The organism is Plantibacter sp. MDV22-iso1 (assembly GCF_058408345.1).
In genome coordinates this window covers 1,968,062-1,985,177 of record NZ_JBZVDY010000001.1, presented here as the reverse complement: position 1 = coordinate 1,985,177, position 17,116 = coordinate 1,968,062, and the positions used below count along the sequence as shown (strand labels likewise).

Here is a 17,116-nt window from a genome sequence, read left to right as displayed (position 1 = left end):
GTCGTCAGCGGAGGACGGAACTCAGCAGCAGGCTCGTCTCGCTGTTGACGACGCCCTCGATGCGTCGGATCCCGCCGAGCACGCGGTCGAAGTCGGTCAGCGTCTCGGTGCGGAGTTCCGCGACGAGGTCCCACCCGCCGTTGGTGGTGTGGAGCGCGCTGATCTCCGGGAAGCCGCGGAGCTGGCGGATGACGTGATCGGTGGTGCGACCCTCGACCTCGATGAACGCGATCGCGCGGATGGTGCCGGGGTCGAGTTCGTCGCGCACCCGGACGGAGAACCCGACCACCGTGCCGGAGGAGATGAGTCGCTCCAGACGGCTGTTCACGGTCGCCCGGGCGACGTCGAGCGACCGGGCCAGGCTCGCGACCGACGCACGGCCGTCGGCTCGGAGCGCAGCCAACAGCCTCCGGTCCAGATCGTCCAGCGCAGCCATGCACATAATGTACAACCGAGTTACTCACATTGTGCATAACCTGTGCACAAATCGCGCATCTCTGGAATGGAAAGTGCAGATCGTCGAAACCTAGGCTCGAAGCAACCGCGAGCGGTCTGCTCCGGTCGGCTCCGAGCCCGAACTCGTCTGGAAGGGAACGTCATGACGCGTTTCGTCGATGTCCGCAACATGGTCCGCTGGACGGCAGACCGAGGTCCCGAGCGCATCATCGCCGGCATGATCGGTTACCTCGAGGCCGACTTCCGCCGCTGGCCGTCGTTCGACAAGAGCCCGCGGGTCGCGAGTCACACGCCGTTCGGCGTCATCGAGCTCATGCCGACGAGCGACCACGAGACGTACGCCTTCAAGTACGTGAACGGCCACCCCTCCAACCCCGCCCGGGGCTACCAGACGGTCACGGCGTTCGGCGTCCTCGCCGACGTGCACAACGGCTACCCCACCTTCCTCGCCGAGATGACGCTCCTCACGGCCCTCCGCACCGCCGCGACGTCGGGCATGGTCGCGAAGCACCTCGCCCGTCCCGATTCGAGCGTCCACGCGCTCATCGGCGCCGGTAGCCAGGCCGAGTTCCAGGCCCTCGGCATGCGTGCCGCCCTCGGGATCAACACGGTGCGGATCTGGGACGTCGACCCGCTCGCGATGGACAAGTTCGCGCGCAACCTGGAGCCGCTCGGATTCGAGGTCGTCATCGGGACGAGTGCCGCCGACGCCGTGGCGGGCGCGGACGTCGTCACGACCTGCACGGCCGACAAGGCGCTCGCGACCGTGCTCACGAACGACCTGGTCGAGCCCGGCATGCACCTGAACGCCATCGGTGGCGACTGCCCCGGCAAGACGGAGCTCGAGGCGTCGATCCTCGATCGCGCCGAGGTGTTCGTCGAATTCCCGCCGCAGACCCGCATCGAGGGCGAGATCCAGCAGATGGCTCCCGATTTCCCGGTGATCGAGTTCTGGCAGGTCCTCACGGGTGCCGTCCCCGGCCGCACCTCGCGGGAGCAGATCACGCTCTTCGACTCCGTCGGCTTCGCGATCGAGGACTTCACCGCGCTGCGCTTCCTCCGCGACTCCGTCGACGGCAGCGAGTACTTCGAGGAGATCGACCTCGTCGCCGCCCCCGACGACCCGAAGGATCTCTTCGGGCTCGTCGGCGCGCTCTCTCCCGTCGGCTGAGTCCCACATGTCCGTCCAGGCGCCGTCGGCCGTGGTGCTCATCCGGCCGCACCGGTTCACGCCGAACCCGCTGACCGCAGCCGACAACGTCTTCCAGGTGGCGGAGGGCGTCCCGTCGGCGTCCGTGGCCGGGGTGGCTCACGCGGCGTTCGACGAGGTCACCGCCGTGGCGCAGGCCCTCGATGCCGCGGGCGTCCGCGTCCACCTGTTCGACGATGAGGACCCGGACCGCCCCGACAGCGTCTTCCCCAACAACTGGCTGTCCACCCATGCGGGCGGGCACCTGGCGGTCTACCCGATGTACGCGGTGAACCGCCGACGCGAGCGGCGGTGGGACATCGTCGAGATGCTGAAGCGCGAGTACCGCGTGCAGGACGTCATCGACTACTCGGGGCTGGAGCTCGACGACGTGTTCCTCGAGGGCACCGGTGCGATGGTGCTCGACCACGCAGCGCGAGTGGCGTTCGTCGCGCGATCCCACCGTGCCGACCCGATCGCCCTCGAGCGGTTCTGCACCAACTTCGGCTACGAGCCGCTCGTCTTCGACGCGGTCGACCCCCACGGGGTCCCGATCTACCACACCAACGTCATGATGGGCGTGGCGACCGAGTTCGCGCTCGTCGGTCTCGACCTGATCGCCTCGCCGGCGCGACGCGATCAGGTGATCGAGCGGCTCACGGGCCATGGGCGGACGATCGTCGACCTCGACTACGGACAGGTCTGCGACTTCGTCGGCAACGCGATCGAGCTGCGTTCGGCGACGGGGGAACGCCTCCTCGCGATCTCGAGTCGTGCCGTCCAGAGTCTGCGGTCGGAACAACTCGCGATCATCGAGCGCAGCTGCCGGATCCTGCCGCTGGACGTCCCGACGATCGAACTCGCCGGGGGTTCCGTCCGATGCATGATCGCCGGGATCCACCTGGACCGGCGGCCTGCGGCGACGGCGTCCGATGTGGCACCGACCGCCCAGCTCGCCCGGTCCTGATTCCACCGATCGGTGATCCGATTGACGCAAATCCGTCCGTCAGACGCGGTGCCTGGGCCCGACAGGCCTCCGCCGATGGCTGATCGCGTGCGCATGGGCTAGATTGACGATCGATCAGCTGATCGACGTGGAATCCGGCCGACGTCCTCTCTGACCGAGCTGCAGAGAGTGGGCGATCATGCCGCTGTTGGAACATGAAGCCTCTCGACGCGGCCGACTCCGGGTGTTCGCCCGCGCACAGCTCCCGTTCTCGATCGCCTTCGGCATCGTCGCGATCCTCGTCGCGATCGTCCTGCCCGAGCGGTTCTTCACGGTCGCCGTCCTCTCGGGCACCGCTCTCGCGGCGATCAGCACCCTCCTGGCGGGATTCCTGCCCTGGGAACGCTGGCCGACGCACGCGATGGCCGTCATCGCGGTCCTCGACCTCCTCGCCGTCGCGAGCATCCGGCTCGAGCTCATCAGCGTGACTCCGGGCGCGAGCCTGCTCTGCATCTTCCCCGTCCTCTGGTTGGCGTTCGGGTTCACCCCGCGGATGATCATCCTGGCCGTGGCGGGGACCCTGTTCATCAGCAGTGCTCCCTACGTCCTCCGGGCTCGCACGCCGGAGACCGCCGTGGACTGGCTCAATGTCGCCCTGCTGCCCATGCTCACGATCGGTATCGCGGTCGCCGTGAACATCGGGGCCCGCCAACTGCGACGGAGCCGACAAGCCATCCAGGAGCAGGCCTCGCAGCTCGAACGCTCGCTCGCCAGGGCGCTCGACGCGGAGGCGCTCGCCGAATCGATCCTCGAGACGGTGGACGCGGGCGTGGCCTTCTACACGGCGGACGGCACCCTGGGCGTGGCGAACGCGCATGCCGCGGACATGGTCGCCGCCGTCGGGTTCCGGCTGGACACCCCGCCGTATGCCGGGGAACACGTGCTCCAAGCCGACCGCCGGACACCCATCCCGTTCGACGAGCAGATCATCCCCAGGGCGCTGCGGGGCGAGCTGCTGTCGAACCATCTCGAATGGGTGGGGGAGGCCGGGCGACAGCGTGCGATCCTCGCCAGCTCCACGCGGGTCATGCGCAACGGCGACACGCATCTGGGGACGGTCATCGTCGCACACGACGTCACCGAGCTCGCGAATGCGATCAACGTCCGTGAGGCGTTCCTCACGACGGTCTCGCACGAGTTGCGGACGCCGCTCACCTCCATCCACGGCTACCTCGAACTGATCATGGACGACGCCGAAGTCGATGCCCCCGGCCTGCTCCCGGCGCTGCGGGTGGTCCAGCGCAACGCGGTCGAGCTGGAGCGGCGGGTGCAGGAGCTGTTGACCGCATCCGACTCGACGGTCCAGATCGCGCCGAGTCGTATCGACCTCACGGACGTGGCCACGCGTGCGATCGAGACGGCGACCGCGGGAATCTCGGGTCCGGTCGTCCGACTGCACGCCGACGCGGCGGCGGTCGTCTCCGCGGACCCCGAGCAGGTCCTCCGTGCGATCACCGAGCTCGTCGCCAACGCCGTGAAGTTCACGCCGGCCGATGGGACGGTCGACGTGGTCGTCGAGCCGGGCGACGGGCACGCAGAGGTGACCGTCAGCGACACGGGCGTCGGGATGAGCGCCGAGGAACTCCGTCAGGCCTTCGACAAGTTCTACCGGGCCGAGTACGCGCGGGACCAGGCGGTGCAGGGCGTGGGGCTCGGCCTGCCGGCGGCACAGGCGATCGCCGAGGCGCATGGCGGCTCCGTGACCCTGCGGAGCACGCCCGCGGTCGCACACGTCCCCGGTGGGACCGTCGCGACCCTCGTCCTGCCACCGGAGCCTGTCCCCACACCGTCACGATGACGCCCGCGCTGTCAGTCCGCTGACGCCTCTCCGAGGAGTGACGACCGCGCCGCATCGAGGCCGGTGACCTCAGCCGTCCAGTCGGGCCGAATGAACTCGTCGCGGTGCAGCCGGAGGCCTTGCGACTCGACGAGTTCGCCCGGTCGACCGATGAAGCGTTGCAGACCGTTGTCCCGATAGCCGAGTCGACGCGAGACGCCGAGCGATGCGCCGTTCCAGACGGCGGCGTCCGACACGGCGACCTCCGCGTCGAGGTGGTCGAAGGCGAACTGGAGCATGCCGGCCCGCATCTCGATGCCGAGCCTCTTGCCCTGCTGTGCCTGCGTCAACCAGGAACCGCTCCCGACCGTCCGCGTGACGGCGAAGTCGCGGGCGCCGACGTCCTGCAGACCGATCGGCGTCCCGTCCAGGAGGATCGCGAGATTGAGCGTCCAGGACGACGGTGTCGCGCCCGCACGCTGGGTCCAGAGGTGCCGTGCGGTCTCGCGGATGAGTTGTTCGCGCGGCTGGTCGGTCCACGGTGTGGAGAACGGCATGACGGCGGGGTCGTGGACGCCGGCGAGGGCGGCCTCGATCAGTCCGGGGAGGTCCTCGTCGCGCACGAGGCGCAGGACGAGTCTCGGCGTGCGGATCTCCAGGCCGAACAGCGGCCAGACGTCGGTGAGGCTGAGCATCGTGCCACGGTATCGCCTCGGGCTGTAGCCGGTCGAGACCGCGCTGTCGAGCCGGGGGTGTGGAGGGCGGCTTCCGTGACACACTCGACGCGCCGCGGGATCGCGGCCCGGTTCGACGATGAGAAGGGCTCCACGATGAAGTACACGCACCTCGGCCGCACGGGGACGACGGTCTCCAGGATCGTGCTCGGCACCATGAACTTCGGCGACCGGACGAGCGAGGAGGACTCGTTCGCGATCATGGACCGGGCACTTGAGCTCGGCGTCAACTTCTTCGACACGGCGAACGCGTATGGCGGCAGCGCCGGTCGTGGCGCGACGGAGGAGATCATCGGCCGGTGGTTCGCAGCCCGCCCCGGCGTCCGTGACGACATCGTCCTGGCGACGAAGGTCCACTCGCCCATGGTCGCCCCGAACGATGACGGCTCGGATGTGGTGAACGCGCGTGGTGCGTCGGCCTGGCAGGTGCGTCGCGAGGCGATCGCGTCGCTCGAGCGACTGCAGACGGACCGGATCGACCTCTACCAGTTCCACCACATCGACCGTCACATCTCCTGGCAGGAGCTGTGGCAGGCCATGGAGGTGCTCGTCGCGCGCGGCGAGGTCGTCTACACGGGCAGCTCGAACTTCGCGGCGTGGAACATCGCGCAGGCGAACGAGGTCGCATCTCAGCGACACTTCCTCGGTCTCGTCAGCGAGCAGTCGCTCTACAACCTCGCGCAGCGCTCGATCGAACTCGAGGTCATCCCCGCCGCACAGCACTACGGGCTCGGCATCCTGCCGTGGTCGCCGCTGTCCGGTGGTCTGCTGAGCGGTGGTTCCTCCGACAAGCGCGCGCGGTCGGGCGAGTCCCGTATCACCGAGGCCCGAGCCAAGCAGCAGGAGCAGCTCGACGCCTACGACCACTTCGCGTCCGAGCGTGGTTGGACCTCGGCGTCGCTCGGTCTCGCGTGGCTTCTGCACCAGCCCGGCGTGACCGGCCCGATCATCGGACCGCGCACGATCGAGCAGCTGGAGTCCGCCGTCGCAGCGGTCGACATCGAGCTGAGCGCCGATGACCTCGCCTCTCTCGACGAGCTCTTCCCCGGTCCCGGTGGCCAGGCCCCGGAAGCCTACGCCTGGTAGGAACGTGCGACGCGGCCGACCGCCTCGCTGATGGCGGTCGGCCCGGTGTTCACTTCGAGGATCCGCCGGCTGATGGTCGGCTCGAGGACGAGTGCCTCGAGGACCGCGGCCACGTCCTCGCGTGTGATCTCGTCGTGGAGCTCGGCGGGCCCCAGGGCGACCGTGCCCCGGGCCGGGTCGTCGGTCAGCAGGGACGGGCGGAGGATGACCCAGTCGATCGGCTGACGGGTGAGGGCGACCTCCGCCCGTTTCTTGACGGCGAAGTAGTGTTCCTCGTCGTCGCTCAGCTGCCGCTCGCGCCAGGCCTCCGGCAGGACGGACAGCAAGATGAGGCGTTTTCCCGGTGATGCCATCACTGCATCCGACACGCGCTGGAGCGCCGCGTCGTCGATGTCGTTTGTCACGCTTTGAGCTCCGGCATTCGACCCCGCGGCGAAGACGATGACGTCCCAGTCCGAGATCATCGCCGTGATCTCCCGCGTGGTGGCGAACCCGAGCTCGCCCGTGACGGTCGTCACTCCGTCGGGGCCCAGGGTGGGGTCAGGCAGTGACGACCTCGTAAGGCCTGAGACGATGATGCCGCCCGCGCGGAGTCGGGCGGCCAGGAGGCGACCGACCCTGCCCGTGATCCCGAAGATGAAGACGCGCGTGGTGGGTGCGGCTGAATCGTCGTGGGATGCGTTCTCGGCCGCGGCGGTGGTGTCTCGTGACGTCATGGGTGATCCTCTCGATCTCTTACTTACCAATGGTAACTTACCAAGAGTAGGTACAATCGGGGGATGAAAACTACCGCGGACGACAGCTTCAGCTCTGGGCCGAGACGTCGCCTCTCGTGGGATGCGCGCCACGCGCAGTTGCTCGATGCGTTCCGCGACCTCATCCGCACGCAGGACCTCGCGGATGTCACCCTGGCGCGTGTGGCCGCGCACGCCGGCGTGACGAAGCCCGTGGCCTACGACCACTTCGGCGATCTGTCGGGGCTGTTCTCCGAGGCCTACCGAGCCTTCGAGTCCCACCAGCGAGACCTCCTGCTCCGGGCCCTCGAGAGCGCCCCGCGGGACCTCGATGCTGTAGCCGACCTGGTCGCCGAGGCCTACATCGCGTGCTGGGTCGCTGAGGGGTTGGAGCTTGCGGCCGTCGTGGCCGCTCTCCAGGGTTCGACGACCTTGAGTACCCTGCGGTCGGACGCGGAGCAGGCGTATCTCGAGATCTGTCGCGAGGCGCTGGAGCCCTGGACCGGCGCAATCGACCCGGCACCGTTGAGTGCCATCGTCGGCGCCGGGGACGCCCTCGCCCGGAGCGTCCTGTCCGACTCGCTCCCGACGGCTCAGGCCTGCGCAACCCTCGCCGCGGTGGTTCGGGCCGTCGCGTCAGCCTCGGCCGTTCCCGACGCGACTTGAGAGCTCGACGCCTGAGCGGCGGCCTCCTCAGCGTGGGAGTCGGCGGGAACGAGCGCGATGATGTTCGCCGGTGCCCCGTTATGGTTGCTCCATGGCTCGCGCACCCTGGAATCGACCCGGCGAATCTCCACAGATACGACGGCTTCGCATCGTGATGTTCTGGACCGCCGTCGTCCTCGTCGTGGCATTCGTCGCCATCCTCGTGTACTTCGTCGTGCGATCGGCTGAAATCGCCGGTCTGTAAGGGCGGCCCGCGGGGATGGACGCTCACTGGCCCCCGGGCATGATGGCTTCGATGAGGCTGAAACTCGCGTCCACGGATGACTTCATCACGCTTCGTCGCCTGTTCGATGACCCTTCCTTCCACGGATGGGGCGGGCCGGGACGGCTCTCCGACGAACTCATCCGCGCCAAGTACCTAGGGGCGCGACTGCCCGACGTCGAGTGCTACCTCGTCCTCGTCGAGGAGCAGGCGGTCGGGCTCGTCCAGCTGCACGTGGACGGGGCTGACTGCGCTGGGATCGACCTCATCTTGTCGCCCTCCGCGCGAGGTCAGGGGACCGGTCGACGGGTGGTCGATGCCATGGTGGCCCGCGCAAGGGAACGGAACATCGCTCGACTCACCGTCGACCCGGAGGTCGGGAACGAGTGCGGCGTCCGGTTCTGGCGAGCCGTCGGGTTCGAGCCGCGTCAGACGGTCACCGACCACGCTGGACGAGCGCCCTATGTCGTGCTGTCGCGCAGCACCGAGGCGGCAGCGATCGGCTGCTGCAGTTCCGTGACCCAGTCGGACTGATCCTCCGACACCGCCCGAACGTAGAGCTCGCGGCACGGCCCCGCCGGCACGAAGCCCCGGGCGATGATCTCGGCGTGGATCGACTGCCAGCTCTCAGCGATCCGGTCCATCGATCCGAGATGGATGCCGCAGATCGCCAGGTGCTCTGCCGGCAGCTCGACGACCTCGAAGCCTTCGCGGGGCGCGCCGTTGTAGGCGTAGCCGACGACGACTTCCGTGCCGTCCTCGCTCGCGCTGTACTGCGCGATCGGCGTGGTCAGCGAACCGCTCTCGTCTCCGATGATGGACGCGACCGCGTCGAACGAGGGTCCGACGAAGTCCGCGATGTCCGGCTGGGAGGGGACGACGCCACGGCGGGCGGCCAGGCGAACGGCGGGCAGGGGTTTCTCGATGATCTCGATCTCTGACATGTGATGCTCTCTTTCGATGAGGTGGAGCCGCCGTTCCACATCGACGAGTCGTGCGGCCGCGACGCGATGCTCGCGTTCGACCTCGGCTCGACGCGCCTGCAACAACCGGGCGATGCGCGTGGCATCCACCCCTTGGTCGAGGATCAGGGCGACGTCCTCGAGACCGAAGCCGAGATGGCGAAGCGCCACGATCCGATGCAGTCGTTCCAACTGCGAAGGATCATACGAGCGGTAGCCGCTGGACTCGTCCACATGGGCAGGCACGAGCAGACCTGCGGTATCCCAATGCCGGAGCATCCGGTGGGTCACCTGGCCGATCTGCGCGAACGCTCCGATGGACAACATGTCTCAGTTCTCCCTCCTCACACGGTGTCAGAGTCAAGCATCTCGATCACTCCACCGTGAGCACGCGGTGGGGAATCCACCCCTCGCGACCGTCGGCGTTCCGACACCAGGACCAGCCGCTTTCCGGATCATCCTCGACGACGTCGACGGTGTCGCCGGTGACCGCGGGCAGCTCGGTGGTGTCGTATCCGGCGCGGACGACACCCACCGACCCGTCGACGTCGAGATGGCGGGCGGGCACCCAACCCGTTCCGTGTGACGCCGTCACGAACACGAACGCGGGCCACTCTGTGTCCCGGTCCCCGACCTGAACGACGTCTCCGGGCCTCACCGTCAACGGCGGGCGCTCGGGAATCTCATGATCAGCAATCAAGACGCATCGCACAGCGTCAATCCTCTCAGTGCGGTCCTTCGCCGCCGGGATACACGCCATGGAGCCACCGCCGGATGCGGCCTCGCGCACGAGCTCGGAGCGTCGGCGGAGGAGGGCTCCTAGTTTCCGCTGATGACGCTCACCGCTTGGAGGCCGATGACGATGGCGTTGATCGGTACGGCGATGATGAGCACGACGGCGGCGCCGACGGCGGCGATGATCGAGTGTCGAGGTGTCCGCTTGTGGACCCGCGCCTGCAGGATGAGCACGACGATGGGCGGACCGATCGCGATCGCGGCGCCGAGCACGAACCCGCCGAGCATTCCGCCGCCGCTGAGCCGGTCCTCAGGCGGCCCGAACTCGCCCTGCAGGGCGAACGAGAGTTGGACGAACCAGCTCACGATCAGCAGCGCGAACAGGAGCAGCGTGATGCCGATCCCGGCCGCTCGCCCGCTGACCGGACCCTCCTGGTCGGCTGCTCCGGCTTCGACGCCAGCCACCGATCCGTCCGCCACGGCAGGCCCGGTGGCTGGGCTCGGCCCCGATGGCGGTTCGGCCGGCGGCCGCAGTCCGTCGCCGGTGCTCGGTTCGTCGCTCAACGCGTGCCTTTCATCGGTCGATCAGACGCCAGGGTCCCGTCGTCCTCATCAGCCTATTCGTCACGCCGTGAGCGCCGCCCGCACCTGCGCGGCCAGCAGCGGGACCGTCTCCTCCTGGAACCAGGGGTTCTTGGTGCGCCAGCCGCGCGCGAGCGGCGACGGGTGCACGATCGGGAAGAGCGGGAGGTGGGTCTCCGCGGACCGGACGTTCTCCGTCAGGGTGCGACCGGCCCGCGGTCCGAGGTAGGCGCGCTGGGCGTAGGCGCCGATGAGGATCGTCAAGCGCACCTCCGTCAGCTGCTCGAGCAGGCGCGGATGCCAGCGCGGCGCGAAGTCCCGGCGCGGCGGTAGGTCGCCGCTCGTCCCCTTGCCCGGGAAGTAGAAGTCCATCGGGACGATCGCGACGTTCGCCGGGTCGTAGAACTCCTCGGGCGTCACACCCATCCATGAGCGGAGGAGGACGCCGCTCGGGTCGTTCCACGGGATGCCCGACTCCTGCGCCAGGCGACCAGGCGCCTGACTGATGATGAGCACGCGGGCCTCGGGGGAGGCGACGAAGAGCGGTTCCCAGCCGAGCTCGCTGGCCCAGGCGTTCGACTCGTGCGCGGCGACCTCGGCTCGGAGTCGATCGATCGGATGCATCCCTGCAGTCTCCCACCCGCCGCCCAATACAGTGAGGGGATGGACGACGACCAGCGGCGACGGCGACTCATCCCCGAGCCGGTGGACCGGTTCGCGACCGGCGAGGAGTACCCCGAGTACCGGGTCGACCTCGAGCGCATCCGGTTCTCCCCGTACTTCGCGCGGTTGTCCGCCGTGACGCAGGTCGTCTCGCCCTCCGGTGTCGGCCAGGTCGTCCACAACCGGCTCACGCACTCGATCAAAGTGACCGCGGTCGCCCGCGCCATCGCCATGCAGCTCACCACGACCGATCCCGAGCAGAACGCCATCGTCGAGCGGCTCGGCGGTTGCGACCCGGTCGTCGTGCAGGCAGCGGCCTCAGCTCACGACCTCGGCCACCCGCCGTTCGGCCACCTCGGCGAGCAGGTCCTCGACCGCCTGGCCCGAGAGCGACTCGGCCTCGCGGAAGGCTTTGAGGGCAACGCGCAGTCGTTCCGCATCCTCTCCGCGCTCGACGTGTGCGAGACGGTGAAGGAGGGCCTCAACCTCACGGCGGCCTCCCGCGCCGCCGTGCTCAAGTACCCCTGGGGCCGCACCATCCACCGTCCCGACCTCGACCCCACCGACCCGACGAGGATGCCACGCGGGTCCACCGCAAGCCGCTGGGAGACCGCGCCGCCGAAGTTCTCCGCGTACACCCTCGATCTCGACGACATGCTCGACGCCCGCAGTGCGTTCACCGCGATCGCCCCCTGGCAGCAGACCGTCGAGTGCTCCGTGATGGACGTCGCCGACGACATCGCCTACTCCCTGCACGACCTCGACGACTTCTACCGGGCCGGCGTCCTGCAGCAGGCGGCGGTGGCGGTCGAGTTCCGCACCTTCCTCCGCGACCAGCACACCCTCGCCGCGCTCGACGCCGAGGAGCTCTGGAATCGCGCACCCGGCCACTCGCTCGAACTGTTGCGCCGGCGGATCGTCTCGCGCGACCCGTGGATCGCCAGCGACGAGCACTTCCGGGCGTCGGTCCAGCGGGTCGCGACCGAGCTCGTCGAAGGACTCCTCGCGGTCCCCTTCGACGGTTCCAGCCGCACCGAGCGCGCCATCGAATCCTTCGTGTCGTCCTGGATCGGCCGCCTCCAGCGCTCCGTCCTCGTCGTGGAGGAGCCGAACGTGCGATCCGGTCATGTGTCACTCCTGCCCGAGGCGTGGCACGACGTCACCGTGTTGAAGTTCGTCCACACCCGGTTCGTCATCGACCGGCCGGACTTCGCCACCTATCAGCGCGGCCAGTCGCGGGTGCTCGATGTGCTCGTCACCGAACTGGACAGCTGGCTCGACGACCCGCGCGACGGCCCGCGCGCGCCGCAGAAACTGCTCGACTTCGTCGAACTCGCCACGGACGGCTACTTCCGCCTGCGGGCGGACAACCCCGACTGGCTCCCGGCCGACCCCGAGTCCGACGACGGTCGTCCGCACAGCGACCCGCGCGCACTGGGGCGCCTCGGTCGGGCGCGCGGCATCCTCGACTACGTCGCCTCGCTGACGGATGAACAGGCGACGGCGCTCGCGGCCAGACTGCGCGGCGACCGCGAAGCCTGGGCCTTCGGGAGCTGATCCACACCGTCGTTGAGGACCTCGACGACGGGTGTCGGCGCATTTCGGATAGTTCTGAGCACCGGAATGCTAGACCGTCTAGCGTTATTCCTGGCGCCGGGAATCTCCTCGGACCACGACTGAACGGATGGCGCGACCATGGGCAACCTCCTCTACGGAACCCCTCCGACCCCGCACGAGATCGAAGACCGACTGCTCGCTCACCTGCAGACGGTCATCTTCACGAAGTTCCGCCGCAACGAGAGCTTCGCGTTCCACCTCGATGCCGTGCCCGGCCGCGGTACCGGACGCCAGTCGCTCTGGCTGAACCCGATGATCCCCCTCCAGTTCTCCTTCTACGGCAGCCGTGCCCCTGAGCTCAACCGGGAATGGCTGGCCGCGCTTCTCGAGCAGGCCAACAGTGCCAAGGGCATGCGGGTCGTTCCTGAGCCCGCTGCCAGCGGCGTGAAGCGCGTCGAGTCGGCGGCCTAGGTCCAAGGATCCGCTCCGGCGGATCGATCAACGCCACGACGAGCTCAGGCAGTCGGGCATCTGCGAAACACCAGTTGGGGGTGGGACCGTGACGACCTGGTCTTCCAGTGCGCCCGACTTCCTCGCCCTCGATGACGCGCGCACCACGGGCCGGCTGCTCGACCGGACCGACATCGTCTTCGAGACCTCGCACGTCAGCGCCGAGGCGGGCGGCGGTCTCTCGCTCAGTCGCTCGGCGATCGCCCTGGACGTCGACGGCGACACCGTCCGTGTCCTCACCCGGCACGTCGTCGCGTGGTCGCTTCGCGCCGAGGGCGGACTCATCGTCGTGACCGTGTGGTCCGAACGTCCGACCGCCGTCCACGAGACGACGGTGCTACCCCGCTTCGCCCACATAACGTCGTCGGCGATGTCCGACGTCCTTGGCGCGGAGCACGGCTTCCTGCAAGGGACCGCCTGACATCGAGTGGACTGCTCCGCGTTCGGACGCCCCGTCCAGGGTGACAGTTCAGGATCGTCGTGAGATTCTATGAACGATGAGCGAACACACGGGACCCGTCGAGCGGTCCGAGGTCGCAGGTCGCGACGTCGATGAGGCCCGCGACCTGTTCGCCGGTGCCTACAACGCCGGCTCGATGGTCATCGAGCCCACGGCATCCGACTTCACCTTTCGATACACCGCCATCGGCGACGACGAGCTGACCCTGCGCGGCACCCAGTTCGACGGCCACGTCACGGGCACGGTCCTGACGCAGGGCGAGTACATCGTCTCGTGGTTGACCGTCGGCAGTGGCGCCACCGATCTCGCCGGTGATCCGGTTCGACTCGTGCACGGGCAGCCGGCGATGTTCGCGAACAACCGGCTCGCCGAGTTCGACTTCACGGACTACCGGCAGAACCTGATGCACTTCGACGGGACGTTCCTCGAGCGGGTGGCCGGCGAGGTGGAGGGCACGAGCGGCCCGATCCTCTTCGACACGACGGCCCGCCCGTCCGGAGAACAGCTCCGTCGTTGGGCCGCCTCGGTGACGTCCGTCGCCCGGGTCATCTACGACGACGCGAGTCCAGCGCTCCTGCGGTCCGAGGCGAACCGCGCGGCAGCGGTCGCGCTCTTGGAGACCTTCCCGCACACGGCGCTCCATGCGCCGGTCGAGATCGGGGTACCGAGCGGCGGGAAGACCCGCGCGGCCGTCGAGTTCATGATCGCCAACGCGCATCTCCCGATTCGAACGGAGGACGTGGCCGAAGCGGTCGGCATGAGCCAGCGCAGTCTCCAGAGTGCCTTCCGTAAGGAGCACGACATCACCGCGATCGACTACCTCAGGCGTGTCCGGCTCGATCGGGTGCAGGAGGAACTTCGTCAGGCCGACCCGGGGCGGGCCACGGTCGCCGAGATCGCCAACCGATGGGGCTTCGCCCATCTCGGGCGCTTCTCCGCCTCGTACACCAACCGCTTCGGTGAGTACCCGAGCACGACGCTCGGCTCATAGCCGTCGAGACCGGTCGGGTCAGAACTCGCCGAACTCGTCGTATTCGTCGAGACCGGAGAGACTCTCCGTCTCGAGCGTCGGGACGATCTCCAACGCCCGGTTCGCGAAGGACTCCACGCTGACGTGCAGGCCGGGGCTGACGAGGACGTCGAGGTTCCGGTCGGAGGCGAGCGGGACGCGGACGAAGCGACCGCCGACCTGGACGGCGGACTCGATCTCGGACATGAGCGCAGGAATGTCGACACCGGGTTCGATGTCGTACGTGGCACGCCCGATGGCGATGCTGTACTGCATGACCATCACCTCCGAGCTCGGGTTGTTGATGCCAGCGTAGGGAACGGTCCTGAGGATGACGGTGGGTTGACCAAGGCGGCGACTCATGCAGGGGGTGTCGCCTCAGTCTTCCTCCTGGGTGGTGAAACTGCGCAGCACGGATGCGACGAATGCGAGCTCCGCGTCACCCGTGGCGACGCTGTTCATGAACGCCTCCGCTGCATCCACGTCGAAACCGTGGCTGAGCCGGATGCCGTTCACGCCGAGGAACACCCACGCAGACGCCCAAGCCGTGCGCTTGTTTCCGTCGACGAACGCATGATTGCGAGCGATGGAGTGCAGTAGGGCTGCCGCTTTCAGGAAGATGTCCGGGTAGGCGTCGAGTCCGAAAACGGTGCTCTGCGGCCGGGCGACTGCAGCGTCGAGAAGTCCGAAATCGCGGACGGCAGGCTGGTGGCCGAGCGCGGCGGCGCTGGCCGTGAGGACATCCTCGCGGTCAAGGAAGTACGCGGTCACGCGAGGCGAGCATTGAGCTCGGCGGAGGTCGCTGCGACCTCCTGCGCGAGTTGGGCGATCATCCGCTTCCGGTCGTTCGCCGCAGCCAATGCAGCATCGTGGACGAACGCTTTCAGGGAGGTCTCCGTGCCTGAGGCGGATGCGCGGAGCTGCTCGAGTTCCGCGTCGGTGAAGGTCACGTTGAGTGCCGGCATGGATCGATGATAGCTCGTTGGTACCTGAACAGGTACCTGCTACCGTGCACGGTCGACGCGGGTCTCCTCCCAGACGGGCTCGTCAGAAGCCTGCACCCGGCCGTCGGACCCGAAGACGAGGAAGCGGTCGAAGCCACGCGCGAACCAGCGGTCGTGGGTGACCGCGATCACGGTGCCCTCGAAACCCGCAAGACCCTGCTCGAGCGCCTCCGCCGAGACGAGGTCGAGGTTGTCGGTGGGCTCGTCGAGGAGCAGCAGCGTGGCACCGGAGAGTTCGAGCAGGAGGATCTGCAGGCGCGCCTGCTGTCCGCCCGAGAGCGACTCGAACGACTGCTCGGCCGCACCCGCCAGCCCGTAGCGGTCGAGCACGCGGCTCGCGGCCTCGCGGGGGAGACCCGAGCGGTGCTCGTCGCCGCGGTGCAGGATGTCGAGCAGGGTCCGGCCGACGAGTTCCGGGTGCCGGTGCGACTGTGCGAACCACCCCGGCTGCACGCGCGCGCCGAGCTTGGCGTCGCCGTCGTGCTCGACGGGGACGAGCGCGTCGCCCGCTGCGGCGAGATGCCCAGCGCCCGGATCGGGATCCGTCCCACCACCGGCGAGCAGCCGGAGGAAGTGCGACTTGCCCGACCCATTCGAACCGAGGACGCCGATGCGCTCGCCGAACCAGATCTCCGCGTCGAACGGCTGCATGAGGCCGGTCAGTTCCAGCCCCGTGCAGACGATCGCGCGACGGCCCGTGCGTGCGCCGCGGAGGCGCATCGTGACCTGCTGGTCCTTCGGCCGCTCCTCAGGCGGACCGGCCTCCTCGAATTTGGCGAGTCGGGTCTGCGCGGCGCGGTAGCGGGAGGCCATGGAGTCGTTGAACTTGGCCTGCTCGCGCAGACGAAGCACGAGTGCGCGCAGCTTCACGCGGTCCTCGTCCCAGCGCCGGCGGAGTTCGTCGAGTCGGTCGAGGCGGGCGTCGCGGGCCTCGTGGTAGCTGCGGAAGCTGGAGCCATGGGTCCACGTCGTGCTGCCGGCCGCACCGACCTCGAGGGTGATGATGCGGGTCGCCGCCTGTGCCAGGAGCTCGCGGTCGTGCGAGACGAGGAGGACGGTCTTCCGGGTCTCGGCGAGCATCCCCTCGAGCCAGCGCTTCGTCGGGACGTCGAGGGAGTTGTCGGGCTCGTCGAGGAGGAGGACCTGCTCGGGGCCGCGGAACAGGGCCTCCAGGACGAGCCGCTTCTGCTCGCCGCCGGACAGCGTGCCGAGCGTCCGCCACTGCGCGCGGTCGTAGGACACCCCGAGCGCCGCCTCGCAGCAGCTGTCCCAGAGCACCTCCTGGTCATACCCGCCGGCGTCGGCGTACTCGGCGAGCGTCGTCGCGTAGGCCATCTGGGTCGCCTCGACGTCGTCCTCCATGAGGGCGAGTTCGGTGCGGTCGACCGCCTCGGCGGCCGCACGGACCCGCGGAGGTGCGACCTGAACGAGGAGGTCACGGACCGTCCGATCGTCGTCGCCGCGACCGACGAACTGGTCCATCACGCCGAGGCCGCCGTCGATGGAGACGACCCCGGAGTCGGGCTGGAGTTCGCCGCGGATGATCCGCAGGAGCGTCGTCTTGCCCGCACCGTTCGCTCCGATGAGCGCGGCGATCGCCCCTTCGCCGACGCGGAACGAGACCTCGTCCAGCAGGGTCCGTCCGTCGCTCAGCGTGTAGCTGAGGTCACTGACGTCGATGTAGCCCATGGTGCGCACTCTCCAGGGAGCCGGTCGCTCCCGAA

Annotated in this window: 21 protein-coding genes; 10 read left to right on the top strand and 11 right to left on the bottom strand. The window is 68.6% G+C overall.

All coding sequences use genetic code 11. From position 1 onward, the window contains the following. Positions 1-4: 4 nt before the first annotated feature. Positions 5-436: an Lrp/AsnC family transcriptional regulator gene (locus AC4PMY_RS09565; RefSeq protein WP_064293981.1), complete on the bottom strand. Its 432-nt coding sequence runs from the start codon at positions 434-436 to the stop codon at positions 5-7. Positions 437-598: 162 nt separating this feature from the next. On the opposite strand from AC4PMY_RS09565, the gene ocd reads away from it, so the two are divergent. The 3 genes from ocd to AC4PMY_RS09550 all read left to right on the top strand — a co-directional run bounded on the left by ocd (position 599) and on the right by AC4PMY_RS09550 (position 4,449). Beyond that, positions 599-1,627 (top strand): ornithine cyclodeaminase, encoded by a 1,029-nt coding sequence (gene ocd, locus AC4PMY_RS09560; protein ID WP_064293980.1) that lies wholly within the window; start codon positions 599-601, stop codon positions 1,625-1,627. Positions 1,628-1,634: 7 nt separating this feature from the next. Continuing rightward, positions 1,635-2,612 (top strand): citrulline utilization hydrolase CtlX, encoded by a 978-nt coding sequence (gene ctlX, locus AC4PMY_RS09555; RefSeq protein WP_491622569.1) that lies wholly within the window; start codon positions 1,635-1,637, stop codon positions 2,610-2,612. A 178-nt stretch (positions 2,613-2,790) separates the two neighbouring features. Beyond that, positions 2,791-4,449, top strand: a complete 1,659-nt coding sequence (locus tag AC4PMY_RS09550; RefSeq protein ID WP_491622568.1) for a sensor histidine kinase — start codon at positions 2,791-2,793, stop codon at positions 4,447-4,449. Positions 4,450-4,460: 11 nt separating this feature from the next. Here the strand turns inward: AC4PMY_RS09550 and AC4PMY_RS09545 are convergent, their stop codons facing one another. Beyond that, a complete protein-coding gene (locus AC4PMY_RS09545) occupies positions 4,461-5,123 on the bottom strand; it encodes a GNAT family N-acetyltransferase (RefSeq protein WP_491622567.1) in 663 nt (220 codons plus the stop codon). 135 nt (positions 5,124-5,258) lie between these two features. Between AC4PMY_RS09545 and AC4PMY_RS09540 the strand changes: the two genes are divergently transcribed. After that, on the top strand, positions 5,259-6,248 hold the full coding sequence (locus AC4PMY_RS09540) for an aldo/keto reductase (RefSeq protein WP_491622687.1): 990 nt from the start codon (positions 5,259-5,261) through the stop codon (positions 6,246-6,248). Here AC4PMY_RS09540 and AC4PMY_RS09535 read toward each other — a convergent pair. Beyond that, positions 6,236-6,964 (bottom strand): NAD(P)H-binding protein, encoded by a 729-nt coding sequence (locus AC4PMY_RS09535; RefSeq protein WP_082915859.1) that lies wholly within the window; start codon positions 6,962-6,964, stop codon positions 6,236-6,238. The two genes, AC4PMY_RS09540 and AC4PMY_RS09535, sit on opposite strands and share 13 nt — an antisense overlap. Positions 6,965-7,027: 63 nt before the next feature. Between AC4PMY_RS09535 and AC4PMY_RS09530 the strand changes: the two genes are divergently transcribed. Both AC4PMY_RS09530 and AC4PMY_RS09525 read left to right on the top strand, forming a co-directional pair. After that, positions 7,028-7,648 carry a TetR/AcrR family transcriptional regulator gene (locus tag AC4PMY_RS09530; protein ID WP_491622566.1) on the top strand — a complete coding sequence of 207 codons (621 nt, stop codon included), beginning with the start codon at positions 7,028-7,030 and terminating at the stop codon, positions 7,646-7,648. Between the two features lie 295 nt (positions 7,649-7,943). Then, positions 7,944-8,444 (top strand): GNAT family N-acetyltransferase, encoded by a 501-nt coding sequence (locus AC4PMY_RS09525; RefSeq protein WP_491622565.1) that lies wholly within the window; start codon positions 7,944-7,946, stop codon positions 8,442-8,444. Here AC4PMY_RS09525 and AC4PMY_RS09520 read toward each other — a convergent pair. From AC4PMY_RS09520 to AC4PMY_RS09505, 4 genes are all read right to left on the bottom strand, one after another. After that, on the bottom strand, positions 8,372-9,199 hold the full coding sequence (locus AC4PMY_RS09520; protein WP_491622564.1) for a MerR family transcriptional regulator: 828 nt from the start codon (positions 9,197-9,199) through the stop codon (positions 8,372-8,374). The genes AC4PMY_RS09525 and AC4PMY_RS09520 overlap by 73 nt on opposite strands. 46 nt (positions 9,200-9,245) lie before the next feature. Beyond that, the gene (locus tag AC4PMY_RS09515) at positions 9,246-9,662 is read right to left on the bottom strand and encodes an SH3 domain-containing protein (protein WP_254773627.1); all 417 of its coding nucleotides are present in this window, start codon (positions 9,660-9,662) and stop codon (positions 9,246-9,248) included. 29 nt (positions 9,663-9,691) lie between these two features. Further along, positions 9,692-10,072 (bottom strand): hypothetical protein, encoded by a 381-nt coding sequence (locus AC4PMY_RS09510; protein WP_491622563.1) that lies wholly within the window; start codon positions 10,070-10,072, stop codon positions 9,692-9,694. A gap of 159 nt (positions 10,073-10,231) precedes the next feature. After that, on the bottom strand, positions 10,232-10,813 hold the full coding sequence (locus AC4PMY_RS09505) for a uracil-DNA glycosylase family protein (RefSeq protein WP_491622562.1): 582 nt from the start codon (positions 10,811-10,813) through the stop codon (positions 10,232-10,234). A gap of 39 nt (positions 10,814-10,852) precedes the next feature. Here AC4PMY_RS09505 and AC4PMY_RS09500 point away from each other — a divergent pair, with 39 nt between their 5' ends. The 4 genes from AC4PMY_RS09500 to AC4PMY_RS09485 all read left to right on the top strand — a co-directional run bounded on the left by AC4PMY_RS09500 (position 10,853) and on the right by AC4PMY_RS09485 (position 14,370). Continuing rightward, positions 10,853-12,409, top strand: coding sequence for a deoxyguanosinetriphosphate triphosphohydrolase family protein (locus AC4PMY_RS09500; RefSeq protein ID WP_491622561.1), 1,557 nt, complete (start codon positions 10,853-10,855; stop codon positions 12,407-12,409). A gap of 138 nt (positions 12,410-12,547) precedes the next feature. Further along, a complete protein-coding gene (locus tag AC4PMY_RS09495) occupies positions 12,548-12,880 on the top strand; it encodes a DUF7882 family protein (RefSeq protein ID WP_064293971.1) in 333 nt (110 codons plus the stop codon). Between the two features lie 88 nt (positions 12,881-12,968). Continuing rightward, the gene (locus AC4PMY_RS09490) at positions 12,969-13,340 is read left to right on the top strand and encodes a hypothetical protein (protein WP_491622560.1); all 372 of its coding nucleotides are present in this window, start codon (positions 12,969-12,971) and stop codon (positions 13,338-13,340) included. 76 nt (positions 13,341-13,416) lie between these two features. Continuing rightward, the gene (locus tag AC4PMY_RS09485) at positions 13,417-14,370 is read left to right on the top strand and encodes a helix-turn-helix transcriptional regulator (protein ID WP_491622559.1); all 954 of its coding nucleotides are present in this window, start codon (positions 13,417-13,419) and stop codon (positions 14,368-14,370) included. Between the two features lie 18 nt (positions 14,371-14,388). On the opposite strand, the gene AC4PMY_RS09480 is transcribed toward AC4PMY_RS09485, so the two are convergent. The 4 genes from AC4PMY_RS09480 to AC4PMY_RS09465 form a co-directional block, all read right to left on the bottom strand. Further along, positions 14,389-14,664, bottom strand: coding sequence for a hypothetical protein (locus AC4PMY_RS09480; protein ID WP_139205466.1), 276 nt, complete (start codon positions 14,662-14,664; stop codon positions 14,389-14,391). Between the two features lie 102 nt (positions 14,665-14,766). Further along, positions 14,767-15,159, bottom strand: a complete 393-nt coding sequence (locus AC4PMY_RS09475) for a type II toxin-antitoxin system death-on-curing family toxin (RefSeq protein ID WP_491622558.1) — start codon at positions 15,157-15,159, stop codon at positions 14,767-14,769. Then, positions 15,156-15,353, bottom strand: coding sequence for an antitoxin Phd (locus AC4PMY_RS09470; RefSeq protein WP_491622557.1), 198 nt, complete (start codon positions 15,351-15,353; stop codon positions 15,156-15,158). The genes AC4PMY_RS09475 and AC4PMY_RS09470 overlap by 4 nt, the downstream gene beginning before the upstream one ends. A gap of 39 nt (positions 15,354-15,392) precedes the next feature. Beyond that, positions 15,393-17,081, bottom strand: coding sequence for an ABC-F family ATP-binding cassette domain-containing protein (locus tag AC4PMY_RS09465; protein ID WP_071261930.1), 1,689 nt, complete (start codon positions 17,079-17,081; stop codon positions 15,393-15,395). Positions 17,082-17,116 lie beyond the last annotated feature (35 nt).

Bases quoted from the DNA above. Each gene is read 5' to 3' on its own strand.
- AC4PMY_RS09565 (WP_064293981.1), bottom strand. From the start codon at position 436: ATGGCTGCGCTGGACGATCTGGACCGGAGGCTGTTGGCTGCGCTCCGA.
- ocd (WP_064293980.1), top strand. From the start codon at position 599: ATGACGCGTTTCGTCGATGTCCGCAACATGGTCCGCTGGACGGCAGAC.
- ctlX (WP_491622569.1), top strand. From the start codon at position 1,635: ATGTCCGTCCAGGCGCCGTCGGCCGTGGTGCTCATCCGGCCGCACCGG.
- AC4PMY_RS09550 (WP_491622568.1), top strand. From the start codon at position 2,791: ATGCCGCTGTTGGAACATGAAGCCTCTCGACGCGGCCGACTCCGGGTG.
- AC4PMY_RS09545 (WP_491622567.1), bottom strand. From the start codon at position 5,123: ATGCTCAGCCTCACCGACGTCTGGCCGCTGTTCGGCCTGGAGATCCGC.
- AC4PMY_RS09540 (WP_491622687.1), top strand. From the start codon at position 5,259: ATGAAGTACACGCACCTCGGCCGCACGGGGACGACGGTCTCCAGGATC.
- AC4PMY_RS09535 (WP_082915859.1), bottom strand. From the start codon at position 6,964: ATGACGTCACGAGACACCACCGCCGCGGCCGAGAACGCATCCCACGAC.
- AC4PMY_RS09530 (WP_491622566.1), top strand. From the start codon at position 7,028: ATGAAAACTACCGCGGACGACAGCTTCAGCTCTGGGCCGAGACGTCGC.
- AC4PMY_RS09525 (WP_491622565.1), top strand. From the start codon at position 7,944: ATGAGGCTGAAACTCGCGTCCACGGATGACTTCATCACGCTTCGTCGC.
- AC4PMY_RS09520 (WP_491622564.1), bottom strand. From the start codon at position 9,199: ATGTTGTCCATCGGAGCGTTCGCGCAGATCGGCCAGGTGACCCACCGG.
- AC4PMY_RS09505 (WP_491622562.1), bottom strand. From the start codon at position 10,813: ATGCATCCGATCGATCGACTCCGAGCCGAGGTCGCCGCGCACGAGTCG.
- AC4PMY_RS09500 (WP_491622561.1), top strand. From the start codon at position 10,853: ATGGACGACGACCAGCGGCGACGGCGACTCATCCCCGAGCCGGTGGAC.
- AC4PMY_RS09495 (WP_064293971.1), top strand. From the start codon at position 12,548: ATGGGCAACCTCCTCTACGGAACCCCTCCGACCCCGCACGAGATCGAA.
- AC4PMY_RS09485 (WP_491622559.1), top strand. From the start codon at position 13,417: ATGAGCGAACACACGGGACCCGTCGAGCGGTCCGAGGTCGCAGGTCGC.
- AC4PMY_RS09480 (WP_139205466.1), bottom strand. From the start codon at position 14,664: ATGCAGTACAGCATCGCCATCGGGCGTGCCACGTACGACATCGAACCC.
- AC4PMY_RS09470 (WP_491622557.1), bottom strand. From the start codon at position 15,353: ATGCCGGCACTCAACGTGACCTTCACCGACGCGGAACTCGAGCAGCTC.
- AC4PMY_RS09465 (WP_071261930.1), bottom strand. From the start codon at position 17,081: ATGGGCTACATCGACGTCAGTGACCTCAGCTACACGCTGAGCGACGGA.